A 13,435-nucleotide genomic window follows, 5' to 3' on the forward strand; every position below is an offset into this window, starting at 1 on the left:
TATTTTCAGAAGTTTTCGAAGAATTCTTCAACAACTTCAACCACTTGCGCTTCAGATCTCTCTGCAGCGGGAGGCGAATTCTACAGCGTTACACGCTGCTGTCAACACCTCTTTTTCAACTTCCTTTTGGCTTCGATGAACTGAAGCAACCTGCTGCCGAAACCTACATAACTCATTGAATCTCAAGGAGTTTTCCGTTTCGACTGCGCCGGAAGTGGGGCGAATTATAGACATCTCAAATCTGCCGTCAACCGTTAATTTCAATTTTCTATCGAAACGTCAGAATAGCTGCCTATATATAGACGCAACGACAGCGAATGCGCAGTATATTGCCCAACAGCTATAAAAATACCCGCTCCTACCTTGGATGATGCCTAGTAATGACTGACCAGCCCCGCTCCCTTGCCTCCATGCTGTTTCCGGTTGGCCTGCTATTAATAGCCATGGCATCCATCCAGTCCGGAGCCTCTCTGGCAAAAAGCATGTTCCCGGTCGTAGGTGCACAAGGAACCACAACCCTTCGCCTGATCTTTGCCAGCGTGATCATGTTGATTCTGCTGCGCCCATGGCGCGCCAGGCTCACAGCCAGATCCCTGCGTACCGTGATCGTTTACGGGATGGCGCTGGGCGGCATGAACTTCCTCTTCTATATGTCTCTGCGCACCGTCCCTCTGGGAATTGCCGTCGCCCTGGAATTCACCGGGCCGTTAGCGGTGGCCATTTATGCCTCACGGCGCGCCATCGACTTTCTCTGGATTGCTCTGGCGGCAGCCGGACTGATGCTGCTGATTCCCACCGGCGCGACAACTGCTGGTATCGATCTGGTGGGCGCCGGTTATGCATTGGGGGCTGGAGTTTGCTGGGCACTGTACATTCTGTTCGGGCAGAAAGCCGGCGCAGACAATGGTGTGACGACTGCGGCATTGGGCGTAATGATCGCGGCGCTGTTCGTGGCACCCATCGGCATTGTGCATGCTGGTGCCGCACTGCTGACGCCCTCACTGATTCCGATTGCCATCGGCGTCGCGATCCTCTCCACCGCACTGCCCTATACCCTGGAAATGGTTGCGCTTACACGGATGCCCGCGCGCACCTTCGGCACACTGATGAGCATCGAGCCGGCATTCGGCGCACTTTCAGGTCTGTTTTTTCTCCAGGAATACCTGTCGTTGTCACAATGGATGGCGATCATGTGCATTATTCTGGCGTCTGTCGGGGCAACGATGACCATGGGCAGCAACGCAAAGCCCGCCATCGCGGCAGATTGAAACAGGATTTGACCGGGGTCTGGTAATTGGCGTTCATTTAGGCCATGTTTAGATCCCGTAACCCATCGCCAGACATGGATTTTTTCGCAAAGGGACGTAGAAACGCTGCAGAAGCGAGCGAACACAGGCAGACCCGAGCATCAGACTCGCGGCCGCTATTAAGGACGGTAATGAAACGAATTTTGATACTGATCGCCGTACTGGCGATCGCGGGTTGTGCTGCGACTTCGGAAACTCAGGTCAAACGCGGCAAGAAGGGGTTGCATATCAACTGTTCAGGACTCTCGTCCTCCTGGGAAAAGTGCTATGCCAGTGCCGCGAATTCGTGCGCGCCAAAAGGTTACAAGGTCATCGCCAAATCCGGCGATGCCGTGGAAGAGCCGGGCGATTATCCGTTCGGTCTCAACCCCGCCGGCTACACAAGCCGCAGCATGATCGTCATCTGCAAATGACCCTCCGCCCTACTCCGCTCCCTGAACCGCGAGCTGACGGGCGATCTCTTCGTGACTGGATTTCAATACCGTACGCTGTACGTCCGGTGTCGCTAACATCCGCGCAACTACCAAAGCGCCGACGCATTGCGAAAGTATCGCCCACGCCAGACTATCGCTTCGCAATATCTGCGCCCAGCTCTCCTGAAGACGGCAGATCCAGATTTCTGCCTGCTCGCGCACCAGCACATCCGAGCGGGCAATCTCCGCCCCCAATGTCGGCAACGCACACCCCGCCTCAGGCTGCTCGACATGAGCCATGCTCAGGTATTGCTTGAGACAACGCTCAAACCGCTCGCGATCTTCATTGCCTTGCCCGCCAAGTCGCTCAAGGCTTTGACCTAGCTCACGTTCGACGATGGCAGAAAACAAAGCATCCTTTGAGGAAAAGTGGCTGTAAAAAGCTGCTCCACTCAGCCCGATGGCTTTCATCAGCCCATCCACCCCTACCGTGGAAAACCCCGAGCGCTTTGCCGACAACGAACTGCTCTGCAGCAATCGTTCGCGGGTTTCCAACTTGTGACCGGCCGAATAACGCATGTGTTGACCCTGTAATTCGCCGCCTTGACGTTATCCGGATCCTAGCATAACGTTCGTTAACTAAACGATCGTTAAGCAAAAGGATTCACCATGAATAACAACAAGGTCGTACTGGTGGTCGGTGCTGGAGATGCCACGGGCGGTGCAATTGCCAAGCGTTTTGCCCGCGAAGGTTTTGTCGCCTGCGTCACTCGCCGCAGCGCCGACAAACTCCAGCCGCTGGTAGACGCGATCAAGGCCGAAGGCGGCGAGGCTTATGGCTTTGCCTGCGACGCGCGCAAGGAAGAGGACGTCATTGCCCTGATCGAGGATATCGAAACCCGCCTCGGCCCGATTGAGGCATTTGTTTTCAATATTGGCGCCAATGTGCCCTGCAGTATCCTCGAAGAGACCGCGCGCAAATACTTCAAGATTTGGGAGATGGCCTGCTTCTCCGGTTTTCTCAATGCCCGCGAAGTAGCCAAACGCATGGTCACTCGCCAGCGCGGCACGATATTGTTCACTGGCGCCACTGCCGGTCTTCGCGGCGCGTCAGGATTTGCGGCATTCGCCGGGGCCAAACACGGTATCCGCGCGCTGGCGCAAAGCATGGCTCGGGAATTGGGGCCCATGAATATCCACGTCGCTCATGTGGTAGTCGATGGCGCAATCGACACTGACTTCATCCGTGACAGCTTTCCCGACAAATACGCCACCAAGGATCAGGACGGTATTCTCAACCCCGAGCATATCGCCGAAAACTACTGGTATTTGCACAGCCAGCCAAGGGACGCGTGGACATTCGAGCTGGATCTGCGCCCATGGAATGAACGCTGGTAAGCCCGTTCCCATAACAATAAACAGAGAGCCGCGAGCATGAGCAAAACCGTTGAGTTCTACTTTGACCTGGGCAGCCCCGCGACGTATCTGGCTTATACCCAACTGCCAGGTATCTGCGCTGAAAACGACAGCGAGCTGATCTACATCCCGATGCTGCTCGGTGGTGTTTTCAAAGCCACGGGCAACGCTTCACCCGCGATGATTCCGGCCAAGGGCCGCTACATGTTTGAGGATCTGGACCGCTACGCCAAACGCTACGGCGTCCCGCTGAAATTCAACCCGCACTTCCCGATCAATACACTGATGCTGATGCGCGCCGTGACTGGCATGCAACTGCGCCATCCGCAACGTTTCCCGGCATTCATCGATTGCCTGTTCAAGGCACTTTGGGTCGACGGTCGCAGCCTCGATGAACCGGCAACCGTTGCGGCGGTGCTGACTGAACACGGTTTTGATCCAGATGCTGTGCTGGCATTGACCAACGACGATGCCGTCAAAGCCGCACTCAAGGACAACACCGAAGCCGCCATTAAACGCGGCGTTTTCGGCGCACCGAGCATGTTTGTTGCCGGGCAATTGTTCTTCGGTCAGGATCGGCTCGATTTTATCGAGGAAGCCTTGCGCTAAACCTCGAATCACTGGCTGCCAGGGAGACGCTCGAAAGAGTCGCCCTGGCATTGCACAACAACAGATCAGATTGCTGCAGTGCGGGTTTCGAGCCAGTCCAGCGCGGCGCCATCAAGCAGTGGGCTCAAGCGTTCGCGGACTTCGGCGTGATAGGCGTTGAACCACTGCTTCTCTTCCTGACTCAGCAGTGACGGCAGCAGACAACGCGTGTCGATCGGGCACAGCGTCAGGGTTTCGAACTTGAGGAACTCGCCAAATTCGCTGCTGCCTGCCTCGCGGTTCATCGCCAGGTTTTCGATACGTACGCCCCAACGGCCCGGACGGTAAGTGCCCGGTTCGATCGAGGTGATCATCCCCGGCTGCATTGCAGTCTGCGGCGCCGGCGCAGCCTGATAGGCAATCACCTGCGGGCCCTCGTGCACGTTAAGGAAATACCCGACGCCATGGCCGGTGCCGTGACCGTAATCAACGCTATCTGCCCAGATTGGCGCACGGGCAATAGAATCCAGCAGCGGCGACAGAATGCCTTTCGGGAAGTGCGCCCGGGACAGCGCAATCACACCCTTGAGCACGCGCGTGCAGTCGCGCTTCTGCTCTTCAGTCGGCGTCCCCACCGGGACCATCCGCGTGATGTCGGTTGTGCCGCCGAGGTATTGACCACCCGAGTCGATCAGCAACAAACCGTCGCCCTCGATCACCGCGTGTTCTTCTTCGGTAGCGTGATAGTGCGGCATCGCGCCATTGGCGTTGAACGCGGCAATGGTGTTGAAGCTCAGCGATACATAATCCGGACGACGCTCACGGGCAGCCGTGAGTTTTTCATCGATGGTCAGTTCGGTGATGCGTTCGCGCCCCCAGGCCGATTCCAGCCAGGCGAAGAACTCGCACAACGCTGCGCCGTCCTGTTCCATCGCTTTGCGGATGTGTTGCGCATCAGCCGCGCTTTTTTGCGACTTGGCCAACGTGGTCGGGTTCAAGCCCTCGAGCAGTTTCACACCACCATCGAGGTTATCCAGTAAACCGCTGGTGACCCGTGCTGGATCCACCAGCAAGCTCGCGCCACCCGGCACGGCACGCAGCGCCTCAGCCACTTCACTGTAATCGCGCAGCGTCACGCCATCCTGTTCGAGCACAGCACGCAAATCAGCATCAACCTTGCTCAGTGCGACGAACAGCGTGGCCTGCTGTTGATTGATCAAGGCAAACGAAACAAACACCGGGTTGAACGACACGTCACCGCCACGCAGGTTGAACAACCAGGCGATGTCGTCGAGGGTGGCGATGAAGTGCCAGTCGGCGCCGCGCTCCTGCAGGGTTTCGCGCAGTTTGGCGAGTTTCTCGCCACGGCTGACGGTCGCTTGCGGCGGCAGATGTTGATAGATCGCTGCGTTCGGCAGGCTCGGGCGATCGCTCCAGACTTCCTGCAACAGATCGATGTCGGTCCGCAGACGTGCACCGCGCGCCTCAAGCTTGCTGCTTAACGTGCGTGCCGAAGCCACCGCCATCACCGCGCCATCGACGGCGACGACACCACCTTGCGGGGTCTGCTCGGCCAGCCAGTCGAGCGGATTCGGCTGACCCGGCTGCAATTTGACCAGCTCGATGCCGCTGCCCTTGAGCTCCTTGCTCGCCTGCTCCCAGTAACGACTGTCGGCCCAGACACCGGCGAAATCAGCGGTGACAATCAAAGTACCGACGGAGCCATGGAACCCCGACAGCCATTGCCGCCCCTGCCAGTAACCCGGCAGATATTCTGACAAATGCGGGTCGGCGGACGGCACCAGCAAGGCATGAATGCCTTCGCGGCGCATCAGTTCTCGGGTGTGCGCCAGGCGCTGGGGCACCGATCCTTCGGTCGAGGTCTGGGTACTCATCATGTCTCCTGCTAATCACTTCTTCGTTATTGTTCGTAGCCGTAGATTCGGCTCGTTTAAAGCCCGGTCGCCCAGAATGCCGGAGCACTGGCGCAGGCGGTCTTGATCAGTTCGACAGCCTTGTCGACGTCTTCGGCGGTGGTAAAGCGGCCGAGACTCAAACGGATGGTGCGGCTGGCCAGATGCGCATCGTGCCCGAGCGCCAACAGCACATGGGACGGCGTGTTGCTGGCGGAATTACAGGCCGACGTCGCGGAGAAGGCAATTGAATGACTGAGCGCGGTACTGTTGAATTCGCCCTCGCTGAACGTCAGGCTCAAGGTATGCGCAATGCGTTGCGCTGCGCTGCCATTCAGACGCACGCCCGGCAGGCTCAACAGTTGCTCAAGCAAGCGCTCGCGCAGGGCCGCGATGGACTTTTTCTCCTCCTCGAACGCGGCCGCCGCCAAGGCAAACGCCGCCCCCATGCCGGCAATCTGGTGAGTCGCCAATGTCCCCGAGCGCAAGCCACCTTCGTGACCGCCACCGTGAATCTGCGCCTGCAGGCGCTGGTGCGCGCGCGGACCGACGTACAACGCGCCGATACCTTTGGGACCGTAGAGTTTGTGTGCCGAGAAAGACATCAGATCGACCGGCAACTGCGCAAGGTCGATCGCTACTTTGCCGGCGCCCTGAGCCGCATCGACATGGAACAGTGCTTCGCGCCCGCGCACCAGGGCGCCAATGGCCTGAATATCGTTGACCGTGCCCAACTCATTGTTGACAAGCATCAGCGACACCAGAAAGGTGTCGTCGCGCATTGCGGCGCTGACCGCTTGCGGGGTGATCAAGCCATCGGCGTCCGGAACCAGATAGGTCACGGCAATACCCGCATCCTGCAATTGGCGAGCGGTATCGAGGATGGCTTTGTGTTCGATCTGACTGGTGATGATGTGGCCGCCAGAGACAGCGCGTGCCTGGGCCACGCCCTTGAGGGCGAGGTTGTTGGACTCGGTTGCACCGGAAGTCCAGACAATCTGTTCGGCCTGAGCACCCACCAGTTCGGCAACCTGTCGACGGGCCTGCTCGACCGTGTGCCGGGCCTGCTGGCCGAAGGCGTGGGAGCTGGAAGCCGGGTTACCGAAGTTACCGTGAAACCCCAGACATTCGATCATCACCTGGATGACCCGCTCGTCCACCGGGGTAGTGGCGGCGTAATCGAAATACAACGGACGTGTGTTCATAAAAGACTCGCAGAGCGTGTTCCGGGATCAGGAGGCTCGTGTCTGCAAACGGCTCGGCGCTGCCTCGTGAGCAGCGCGTCGGTTCGAGAGCGTCATCAATACCTGATCGGATGCCGTTAAAGAAGAACAACTTCATTTAAAAGTGCGTGGGAACGCTCCTGAAGTCGAGCTTAACAGGCATCGGGCCGGTGGTTGAAGCTATGCGTCAGCTAAAGCTTTCGAGAAGTAACGGGTACAGCGAAATCACCAGCAGCGCCGCCATGCCCCAGTTGAATACGCGCAACCAGCGCGGCGCCTTCAACACATTACGCAACAGCGTGCCGCAAGCGGCCCAGACGCCAACGCTCGGCAGGTTGATGATGGCGAACACCGCAGCGATCACCACGACATTGGTGAAATAGCCCTGCATCGGCGTGTACGTGCTGATGGCACCGATGGCCATGATCCAGGCTTTCGGATTGACCCACTGAAACGCCGCCGCGCCGAGGTAACTGATCGGCTTGGCTTCGCCCTCAACGCTGTCACCGACAGGGCCCGAGTGGGCGATTTTCCACGCCAGGTACAGCAGATAAGCAGCGCCGACGTAGCGCAGGACCGTATACAGCAGCGGATACGTCTGGAACACCGCGCCCAGGCCGAAGCCCACCGCCACCACAAGCACGAAGAAACCGCAGGTGATGCCGAGCATATGCGGGATGGTGCGGTTAAAACCGAAGTTGACCCCCGAGGCCAACAGCATGGTGTTGTTCGGCCCCGGTGTAATGGAGGTGACAAGCGCAAACAGGGCAAAGCCCAGCAGCAGATCAAGCGAGAGGTTCATGGTGCGGCAGTCCGTCAGGGTCATCCAGGTGTTGACCCTATCCCACGCAGCCCGGCAAACCCACGGACAGTTGAGCAAAACTTCAAGCGGTACAGTTGGTTTTCAGCTGGAGCGACCGTGCAGCTGTACGGCACGCTCGGCACTCATCTCACCCTGCTTGTCGAAACCGTAAGTCTGCTGTGGCTGACCGAGCAGTTGAGCTTTTTTCGAGTGGTATTCATCGAAGGACAAACCGCTGCGGTTCAGCGCTTCCATCGCCAGCTCGCGAGATTCCTCGGCGCTGTAAGGACGCAATTCCGGAGCAACGTGGCTGGCGCATCCGGCCAGTACAGAGACAGCGAGCAGCAGCGAAACAGTCAGTAGATGGTTCATGGGAGCGTCCTGGCGAGCAATGTGAGGGTCGATGGAGAAAGGCTACGCCCGGCCACGCTCATGCAGAAATCAACGCTCTCAATAGTGGCTATCAGGAATTCGACACGACAGCTTCATATCTCTTAAAGATCTATAAATATCAATTTACGTTCTTTTGCGGAATAACAAACAACCTATATAAATCCCTTCATGCACTCATCGCTGTGGCTCCAGCAACTGTTGCTCAGCCAACAGCGGTTCAGCAAACAGCGTCGATATTCACACAGCCGGTCGCCAGCGGAACGCTCAATGCCACGTAAAACGGGCTCTGCGGGCATTGGTACAGCACTTGCTCCAGTCCAGTAACTTACTCACTGCTCGCTGAGCAACTGTTGAAAAAGGAACTGATCATGTCGCGTCCCCTGAAAGTCGTCGCCCTCTCCGGTGGCACCTGGCGTCCCTCCCGCACCTTGGTGCTGACTCAAGCCTTGCTGGCTGAGCTGGCCGGGCATCTGCCGATCGAGAGTCACCTGATCGAACTCGGTGACATCGCCCGTCCGCTCGGCGGCGCGCTCTCGCGTCAGGAACTGAGCGCTGAAGTCGAAGCCGAGTTGCGAGCCATCGAACAGGCCGACCTGCTGATCGTTGCCGCGCCGGTCTATCGCGGCTCCTACCCGGGGTTGCTCAAGCATCTGTTCGACCTGATCGATCTCAACGCACTGATCGATACGCCGGTATTGCTGGCCGCCACCGGTGGCAGCGAACGCCATGCGTTGGTGCTCGATCATCAGTTGCGACCGCTGTTCAGTTTCTTTCAGGCCGTCACTTTACCGATCGGCGTATACGCCACCGAGGCTGATTTCGCCAACTACCAGATCACCAGCGAAACCTTGAAAGCACGTATCCGTCTGGCTGCGGAACGCGCTGCGCCGCTATTCGCCACGCAAATCAAACCGTTGCTGAAAATCGCCTGAGGAGCTGTTCATGGATGTTTTCTGGTTTCTGCCGACCCATGGCGACGGGCACTATCTGGGCACCACTCAAGGCGCGCGCCCGGTCACGCTCAACTATTTGAAACAAGTCGCGCAGGCGGCCGACAGCCTCGGTTACCACGGTGTGCTGATTCCCACCGGGCGATCTTGCGAGGACTCGTGGGTGATTGCTTCGGCGCTGGTGCCGTTGACCGAACGCCTGCGCTATCTGGTGGCGATCCGTCCGGGGATCATTTCACCGACAGTGTCGGCGCGCATGGCCGCGACACTCGACCGTCTGTCCAACGGCCGCCTGTTGATCAACGTTGTGACGGGCGGCGACCCGGACGAAAACCGGGGCGACGGCAGCTTCCTCAGCCATAGTGAACGCTACGAAGTCACTGATGAGTTTCTGAAAATCTGGCGCCGGGTGCTGCAAGGCGAGGCCGTGGACTTCGACGGCAAACACCTGAAGGTGCAGAACGCCAAAGCGCTTTACCCACCCGTACAGAAACCTTATCCACCGTTGTACTTCGGCGGCTCCTCCGACGCTGCGCATGATCTCGCCGCCGAGCAGGTCGACGTCTATCTGACCTGGGGCGAACCACCGGCCGCCGTCGCCGAGAAACTGGCCGATGTGCGCGAACGCGCGGCACGGCATGGGCGCAAAGTGAAGTTCGGTATTCGCCTGCATGTGATCGTGCGCGAGACCGCCGAAGAGGCGTGGAAAGCCGCAGACAAACTGATCGAACACATCAGCGACGAAACCATCGAAGCGGCGCAGAAATCCTTTTCCCGCTTCGACTCCGAAGGTCAGCGGCGCATGGCCGCGCTCCACGATGGCCGGCGCGACAACCTGCAAATCGCCCCCAATCTGTGGGCCGGCGTCGGCCTGGTGCGCGGCGGTGCCGGCACGGCATTGGTCGGCGATCCGCAGCAAGTGGCGGCGCGGATCAAGGAGTACGCCGATCTCGGGATCGAGAGTTTCATCTTCTCCGGCTACCCGCATCTGGAAGAGGCTTACCGCTTTGCCGAGCTGGTTTTCCCGCTGCTGCCCGAGCCTTACGCGAGCCTGGCCGGGCGCGGCTTGACCAACCTCACCGGACCGTTCGGCGAAATGATCGCCAACGACGTCCTGCCGACAAAAGCCACGGCATAACCCACCCCGCGCAGGGGCAGATTGAATTCAGGAGTGTTGGTGTGACTGCCAAACCGCAAAGTACCCTTTTATCGCCATTGCAGAGCGCCCGCCAACTGGCTGCCGAGTTTGCCCTGACCGCCATCGAGCGCGACGAACGCGGCGGCACGCCCAAGGCCGAACGCGATGCCCTGCGCGACAGCGGCTTGCTGGCCCTGAGCATCCCCAGCCGTTACGGCGGCCTCGGCGCGAGCTGGAGCGAAACCCTGCAAGTGGTGCGCGAGTTCGCCAAGGTCGACAGCTCGATCGCCCACGTTTTCGGTTTTCATCACCTGATGCTGGCCACCGTGCGCCTGTTCTCCCGCCCGGAACAATGGCAGCCGTGGTTCGAACAGACCGCACGGCAAAACTGGTTCTGGGGCAACGCGCTCAACCCGCTCGACACCCGCACGGTGGTCAAGGATCTCGGTGGCTGGCGCGAATTTTCCGGGAAGAAGAGTTTCTGCTCCGGCGCCAGCGACTCACAAATGCTGATCGCCTCGGCGGTCGATGAAAGCGCCGGCGGCAAGCTCTTGATCGCGGCGATCCCCAGTGGCCGCAGCGGCATTACCCTGCACAACGACTGGAACAACATCGGTCAGCGCCAGACCGACAGTGGCAGCGCCACGTTCGAGCGAGTGCGGGTTGAAGAATCGGAATTGCTCCTCGATCCGGGCCCACTGAGCACGCCATTCGCCTGCTTGCGCCCGCTGATCGCGCAACTGACGTTCACGCATATGTTCCTCGGGATTGCCGAAGGTGCATTCGAGGAAGCGCGGCAATACACCCTCAATGAAACCCGTCTCTGGCACAAATCCACAGCCCGTACTGTGCAGGAGGATCCGTATGTGCTCGCGCATTTCGGCGAATTCTGGGTCGCCCTTGAAGGCATTCGCCTACTGGTCGAACGTGCGGCGGCTTTGCTTGATGAAGCGTGGGCCAAAGGCCCGAACCTCAGCGCGGAAGAACGCGGTCATGTCGCCACGGCGATTGCCACGGCAAAAGTCGCGGCCAGCCGTCAGGGCCTGGACATTTGCAGCCGTTTGTTCGAAGTCACCGGGGCGCGCGCCACTCACGCCTCACTGCGCCTGGATCGCCACTGGCGCAACCTGCGCACGCAAACCTTGCACGACCCACTGGATTACAAACTCCATGAGCTGGGCGACTGGGCGCTGAATCAGGCGCTGCCGGTGCCGACGTTCTATTCCTGATTGCTCCTTGAAAGGACGAGCCCATGCAATTGCTGACCTTACCGCCCTCACCCGCGCTCGCGACGTCGATCCGCGCCACCGCGCAAGTGTTCGAAGACCCGAAATCTCAAGCGCTGCTCGCGCATTTGCAACAGGTCGCGCCGAGCGAAGCCAGTGTGCTGGTCATCGGCGAGACCGGCACTGGCAAGGAACTCGTCGCACGACATATTCACAACCTGAGCAATCGCCGCCACCGGCCGTTTATCGCGGTGAACTGCGGCGCGTTTTCCGAATCGCTGGTGGAGGCGGAATTGTTCGGCCATGAAAAAGGCGCGTTCACCGGTGCGCTGAGCGCCAAGGCTGGCTGGTTCGAGGAGGCAGATGGCGGCACGCTATTTCTCGATGAGATCGGTGATCTGCCGATCGCGATTCAGGTGAAGCTGTTGCGGGTCTTGCAGGAGCGTGAAGTGGTGCGGCTCGGTTCGCGCAAAAGCATCCCCATCGATGTGCGGGTGTTGGCCGCGACCAACGTACAACTGGAAAAAGCCATCAATGCCGGGCATTTCCGCGAGGATCTGTATTACCGCCTGAACGTGGTCAATCTGGAACTGAGCCCGTTGCGTGAACGCCCCGGCGACATTCTGCCGCTGACCCGCCACTTCATCGAGGCTTACAGCCAGCGCCTGGGCTATGGCCGCGTCAGCATCAGTCCGGGCGCCGAGCAGAAACTGCGCGCCTACAGTTGGCCAGGCAATATTCGCGAGCTGGAAAACGTCATCCATCACACCCTGCTGATCTGCCGCAATGGCGTGATCGAGCGTGATGATCTGCGCCTGTCGAACATGCGCATCGAGCGCCCCGACGATCATGCCGGCGCCGATGATTCACCGGAAGCCTTGCTGGAACAGGCCTTTCAAAAACTGTTCGCGCAACAGGCCGGAGCATTACACGAAAAAGTTGAAGACGCCTTGCTGCGCGCCGCTTACCGCTTCTGCCATTACAACCAGGTGCACACCGCCGCGCTGCTTGGCCTGAGCCGCAATGTCACACGTACGCGGCTGATCAAGATCGGCGAACTGGCGGTGAACAAGCGGCGACTGAGCGAAAACCTGCACGGCGAGCGGCTTATCCAGCTATCAATCTAACCGACCAGATTGCAGTGCAAGGCATCGTCGTGACTGCGGGCGATGCTGCTCAGCACCTGGAAGGAATTGAAGGTGACGGTTTTCGCCCGATGAATGTGGATCAGTTGCCAGAAATCCTGTTCGCCACTTTCAAAACTGCGAAAAGCTGCCTCCCCCGCCTCGCGGGTTTGCCATTGCAGAAAACTCAACACCCGCCGACCATCATCGCTGGCCTGCACGCTGGCGCTGAGGAAACCGTCGTAGCGCTGGGCCAGACGTTCGCTTTGCACTGAAAGAGCAGTGACCAGGGCCGGTTGCTGACGCGGTTCGATTTCAAATTCGATCAATTGGGTGAAACTATGGTTGTTCATGGAACGCCCCCACTCATCGTAAGACGAGTCTTGCGACTCGAAGGCCTGCAGGGTAAAACCTCTAGTTAAGTCAAGGTCAAGAGTCTTTTCCAATGATCACCCGAGAAAACCTGCACAAGCAGCTTACCGTCGGTGAAGTCGCGGCGCGCAGCGGTGTGGCGGTGACTGCGCTGCATTTTTACGAAGCCAAAGGTTTGATCAAGAGCCAGCGCAATGCTGGCAATCAGCGCCGCTATGCGCGCGCAGTGCTGCGCCGGGTGGCGTTGATCAAAGTCGCGCAGCGCTTGGGGATTCCACTGGCGGAGATTGGCGAGGCGCTGAAAATTCTGCCGGATGATCGCGCACCGACAGCGGCGGACTGGAAGGTGCTATCCGAGCAATGGCGACGCGAACTGGATGAGCGGATCGAGCAATTGACGCTGTTGCGTGACCGACTCAATGGCTGTATCGGCTGTGGCTGTCTGTCGATGGAAGCGTGCCCGTTGCGCAATCAGGGCGACGTGCTTGGCGAACAGGGGCCGGGGCCACACTTCACCAAGGACTAATGTAGGCCCCGTGGCGAGGGCATTTATCCCCTTACCACAGGAGA

General features: G+C 59.1%; 15 protein-coding genes. 9 read left to right on the plus strand and 6 right to left on the minus strand.

The genetic code is table 11. The features are described 5' to 3' along the window. Positions 1 to 380: 380 nt before the first annotated feature. A complete protein-coding gene (gene rhtA, locus AK821_RS20405) occupies positions 381 to 1,268 on the plus strand; it encodes a threonine/homoserine exporter RhtA (protein ID WP_064391313.1) in 888 nt (295 codons plus the stop codon). A 170-nt stretch (positions 1,269 to 1,438) separates the two neighbouring features. Beyond that, a complete protein-coding gene (locus tag AK821_RS20410) occupies positions 1,439 to 1,720 on the plus strand; it encodes a hypothetical protein (RefSeq protein WP_064391314.1) in 282 nt (93 codons plus the stop codon). Between the two features lie 9 nt (positions 1,721 to 1,729). Here the strand turns inward: AK821_RS20410 and AK821_RS20415 are convergent, their stop codons facing one another. Further along, a complete protein-coding gene (locus AK821_RS20415) occupies positions 1,730 to 2,299 on the minus strand; it encodes a TetR/AcrR family transcriptional regulator (RefSeq protein WP_064391315.1) in 570 nt (189 codons plus the stop codon). Positions 2,300 to 2,389: 90 nt separating this feature from the next. Between AK821_RS20415 and AK821_RS20420 the strand changes: the two genes are divergently transcribed. Both AK821_RS20420 and AK821_RS20425 read left to right on the plus strand, forming a co-directional pair. Further along, positions 2,390 to 3,118: an SDR family oxidoreductase gene (locus AK821_RS20420; RefSeq protein WP_064391316.1), complete on the plus strand. Its 729-nt coding sequence runs from the start codon at positions 2,390 to 2,392 to the stop codon at positions 3,116 to 3,118. Positions 3,119 to 3,154: 36 nt separating this feature from the next. Then, positions 3,155 to 3,745, plus strand: coding sequence for a 2-hydroxychromene-2-carboxylate isomerase (locus AK821_RS20425; protein WP_064391317.1), 591 nt, complete (start codon positions 3,155 to 3,157; stop codon positions 3,743 to 3,745). A 65-nt stretch (positions 3,746 to 3,810) separates the two neighbouring features. Here AK821_RS20425 and AK821_RS20430 read toward each other — a convergent pair whose 3' ends face one another. The 4 genes from AK821_RS20430 to AK821_RS20445 form a co-directional block, all read right to left on the minus strand. Then, entirely contained in the window at positions 3,811 to 5,619 is a 1,809-nt protein-coding gene (locus AK821_RS20430; RefSeq protein ID WP_064391318.1) for an aminopeptidase P family protein, read from the minus strand. A 56-nt stretch (positions 5,620 to 5,675) separates the two neighbouring features. After that, entirely contained in the window at positions 5,676 to 6,842 is a 1,167-nt protein-coding gene (locus tag AK821_RS20435; RefSeq protein WP_064391319.1) for an aminotransferase class V-fold PLP-dependent enzyme, read from the minus strand. A 205-nt stretch (positions 6,843 to 7,047) separates the two neighbouring features. Next, positions 7,048 to 7,662, minus strand: a complete 615-nt coding sequence (locus AK821_RS20440; protein ID WP_064391320.1) for a LysE family translocator — start codon at positions 7,660 to 7,662, stop codon at positions 7,048 to 7,050. A 102-nt stretch (positions 7,663 to 7,764) separates the two neighbouring features. Then, positions 7,765 to 8,034, minus strand: a complete 270-nt coding sequence (locus AK821_RS20445) for a hypothetical protein (protein ID WP_064391321.1) — start codon at positions 8,032 to 8,034, stop codon at positions 7,765 to 7,767. Between the two features lie 389 nt (positions 8,035 to 8,423). On the opposite strand from AK821_RS20445, the gene msuE reads away from it, so the two are divergent. The 4 genes from msuE to AK821_RS20465 are packed head-to-tail and all read left to right on the plus strand — an operon-like array spanning position 8,424 to position 12,496. After that, the gene (gene msuE, locus AK821_RS20450; RefSeq protein ID WP_064391322.1) at positions 8,424 to 8,987 is read left to right on the plus strand and encodes an FMN reductase; all 564 of its coding nucleotides are present in this window, start codon (positions 8,424 to 8,426) and stop codon (positions 8,985 to 8,987) included. 10 nt (positions 8,988 to 8,997) lie between these two features. After that, positions 8,998 to 10,143, plus strand: coding sequence for an FMNH2-dependent alkanesulfonate monooxygenase (gene ssuD / locus AK821_RS20455; RefSeq protein ID WP_064391323.1), 1,146 nt, complete (start codon positions 8,998 to 9,000; stop codon positions 10,141 to 10,143). Between the two features lie 41 nt (positions 10,144 to 10,184). Continuing rightward, entirely contained in the window at positions 10,185 to 11,372 is a 1,188-nt protein-coding gene (locus tag AK821_RS20460; RefSeq protein ID WP_064391324.1) for an acyl-CoA dehydrogenase family protein, read from the plus strand. 23 nt (positions 11,373 to 11,395) lie between these two features. Then, positions 11,396 to 12,496 (plus strand): sigma-54 interaction domain-containing protein, encoded by a 1,101-nt coding sequence (locus AK821_RS20465; protein WP_064391325.1) that lies wholly within the window; start codon positions 11,396 to 11,398, stop codon positions 12,494 to 12,496. Here AK821_RS20465 and AK821_RS20470 read toward each other — a convergent pair. Then, positions 12,493 to 12,846, minus strand: coding sequence for an antibiotic biosynthesis monooxygenase (locus AK821_RS20470; protein ID WP_064391326.1), 354 nt, complete (start codon positions 12,844 to 12,846; stop codon positions 12,493 to 12,495). The two genes, AK821_RS20465 and AK821_RS20470, sit on opposite strands and share 4 nt — an antisense overlap. 92 nt (positions 12,847 to 12,938) lie before the next feature. On the opposite strand from AK821_RS20470, the gene soxR reads away from it, so the two are divergent. Beyond that, positions 12,939 to 13,391 carry a redox-sensitive transcriptional activator SoxR gene (gene soxR / locus AK821_RS20475; protein ID WP_064391327.1) on the plus strand — a complete coding sequence of 151 codons (453 nt, stop codon included), beginning with the start codon at positions 12,939 to 12,941 and terminating at the stop codon, positions 13,389 to 13,391. Positions 13,392 to 13,435: the final 44 nt, after the last annotated feature.

This window comes from Pseudomonas sp. RIT-PI-r, assembly GCF_001297015.1.
GTDB lineage: Bacteria > Pseudomonadota > Gammaproteobacteria > Pseudomonadales > Pseudomonadaceae > Aquipseudomonas.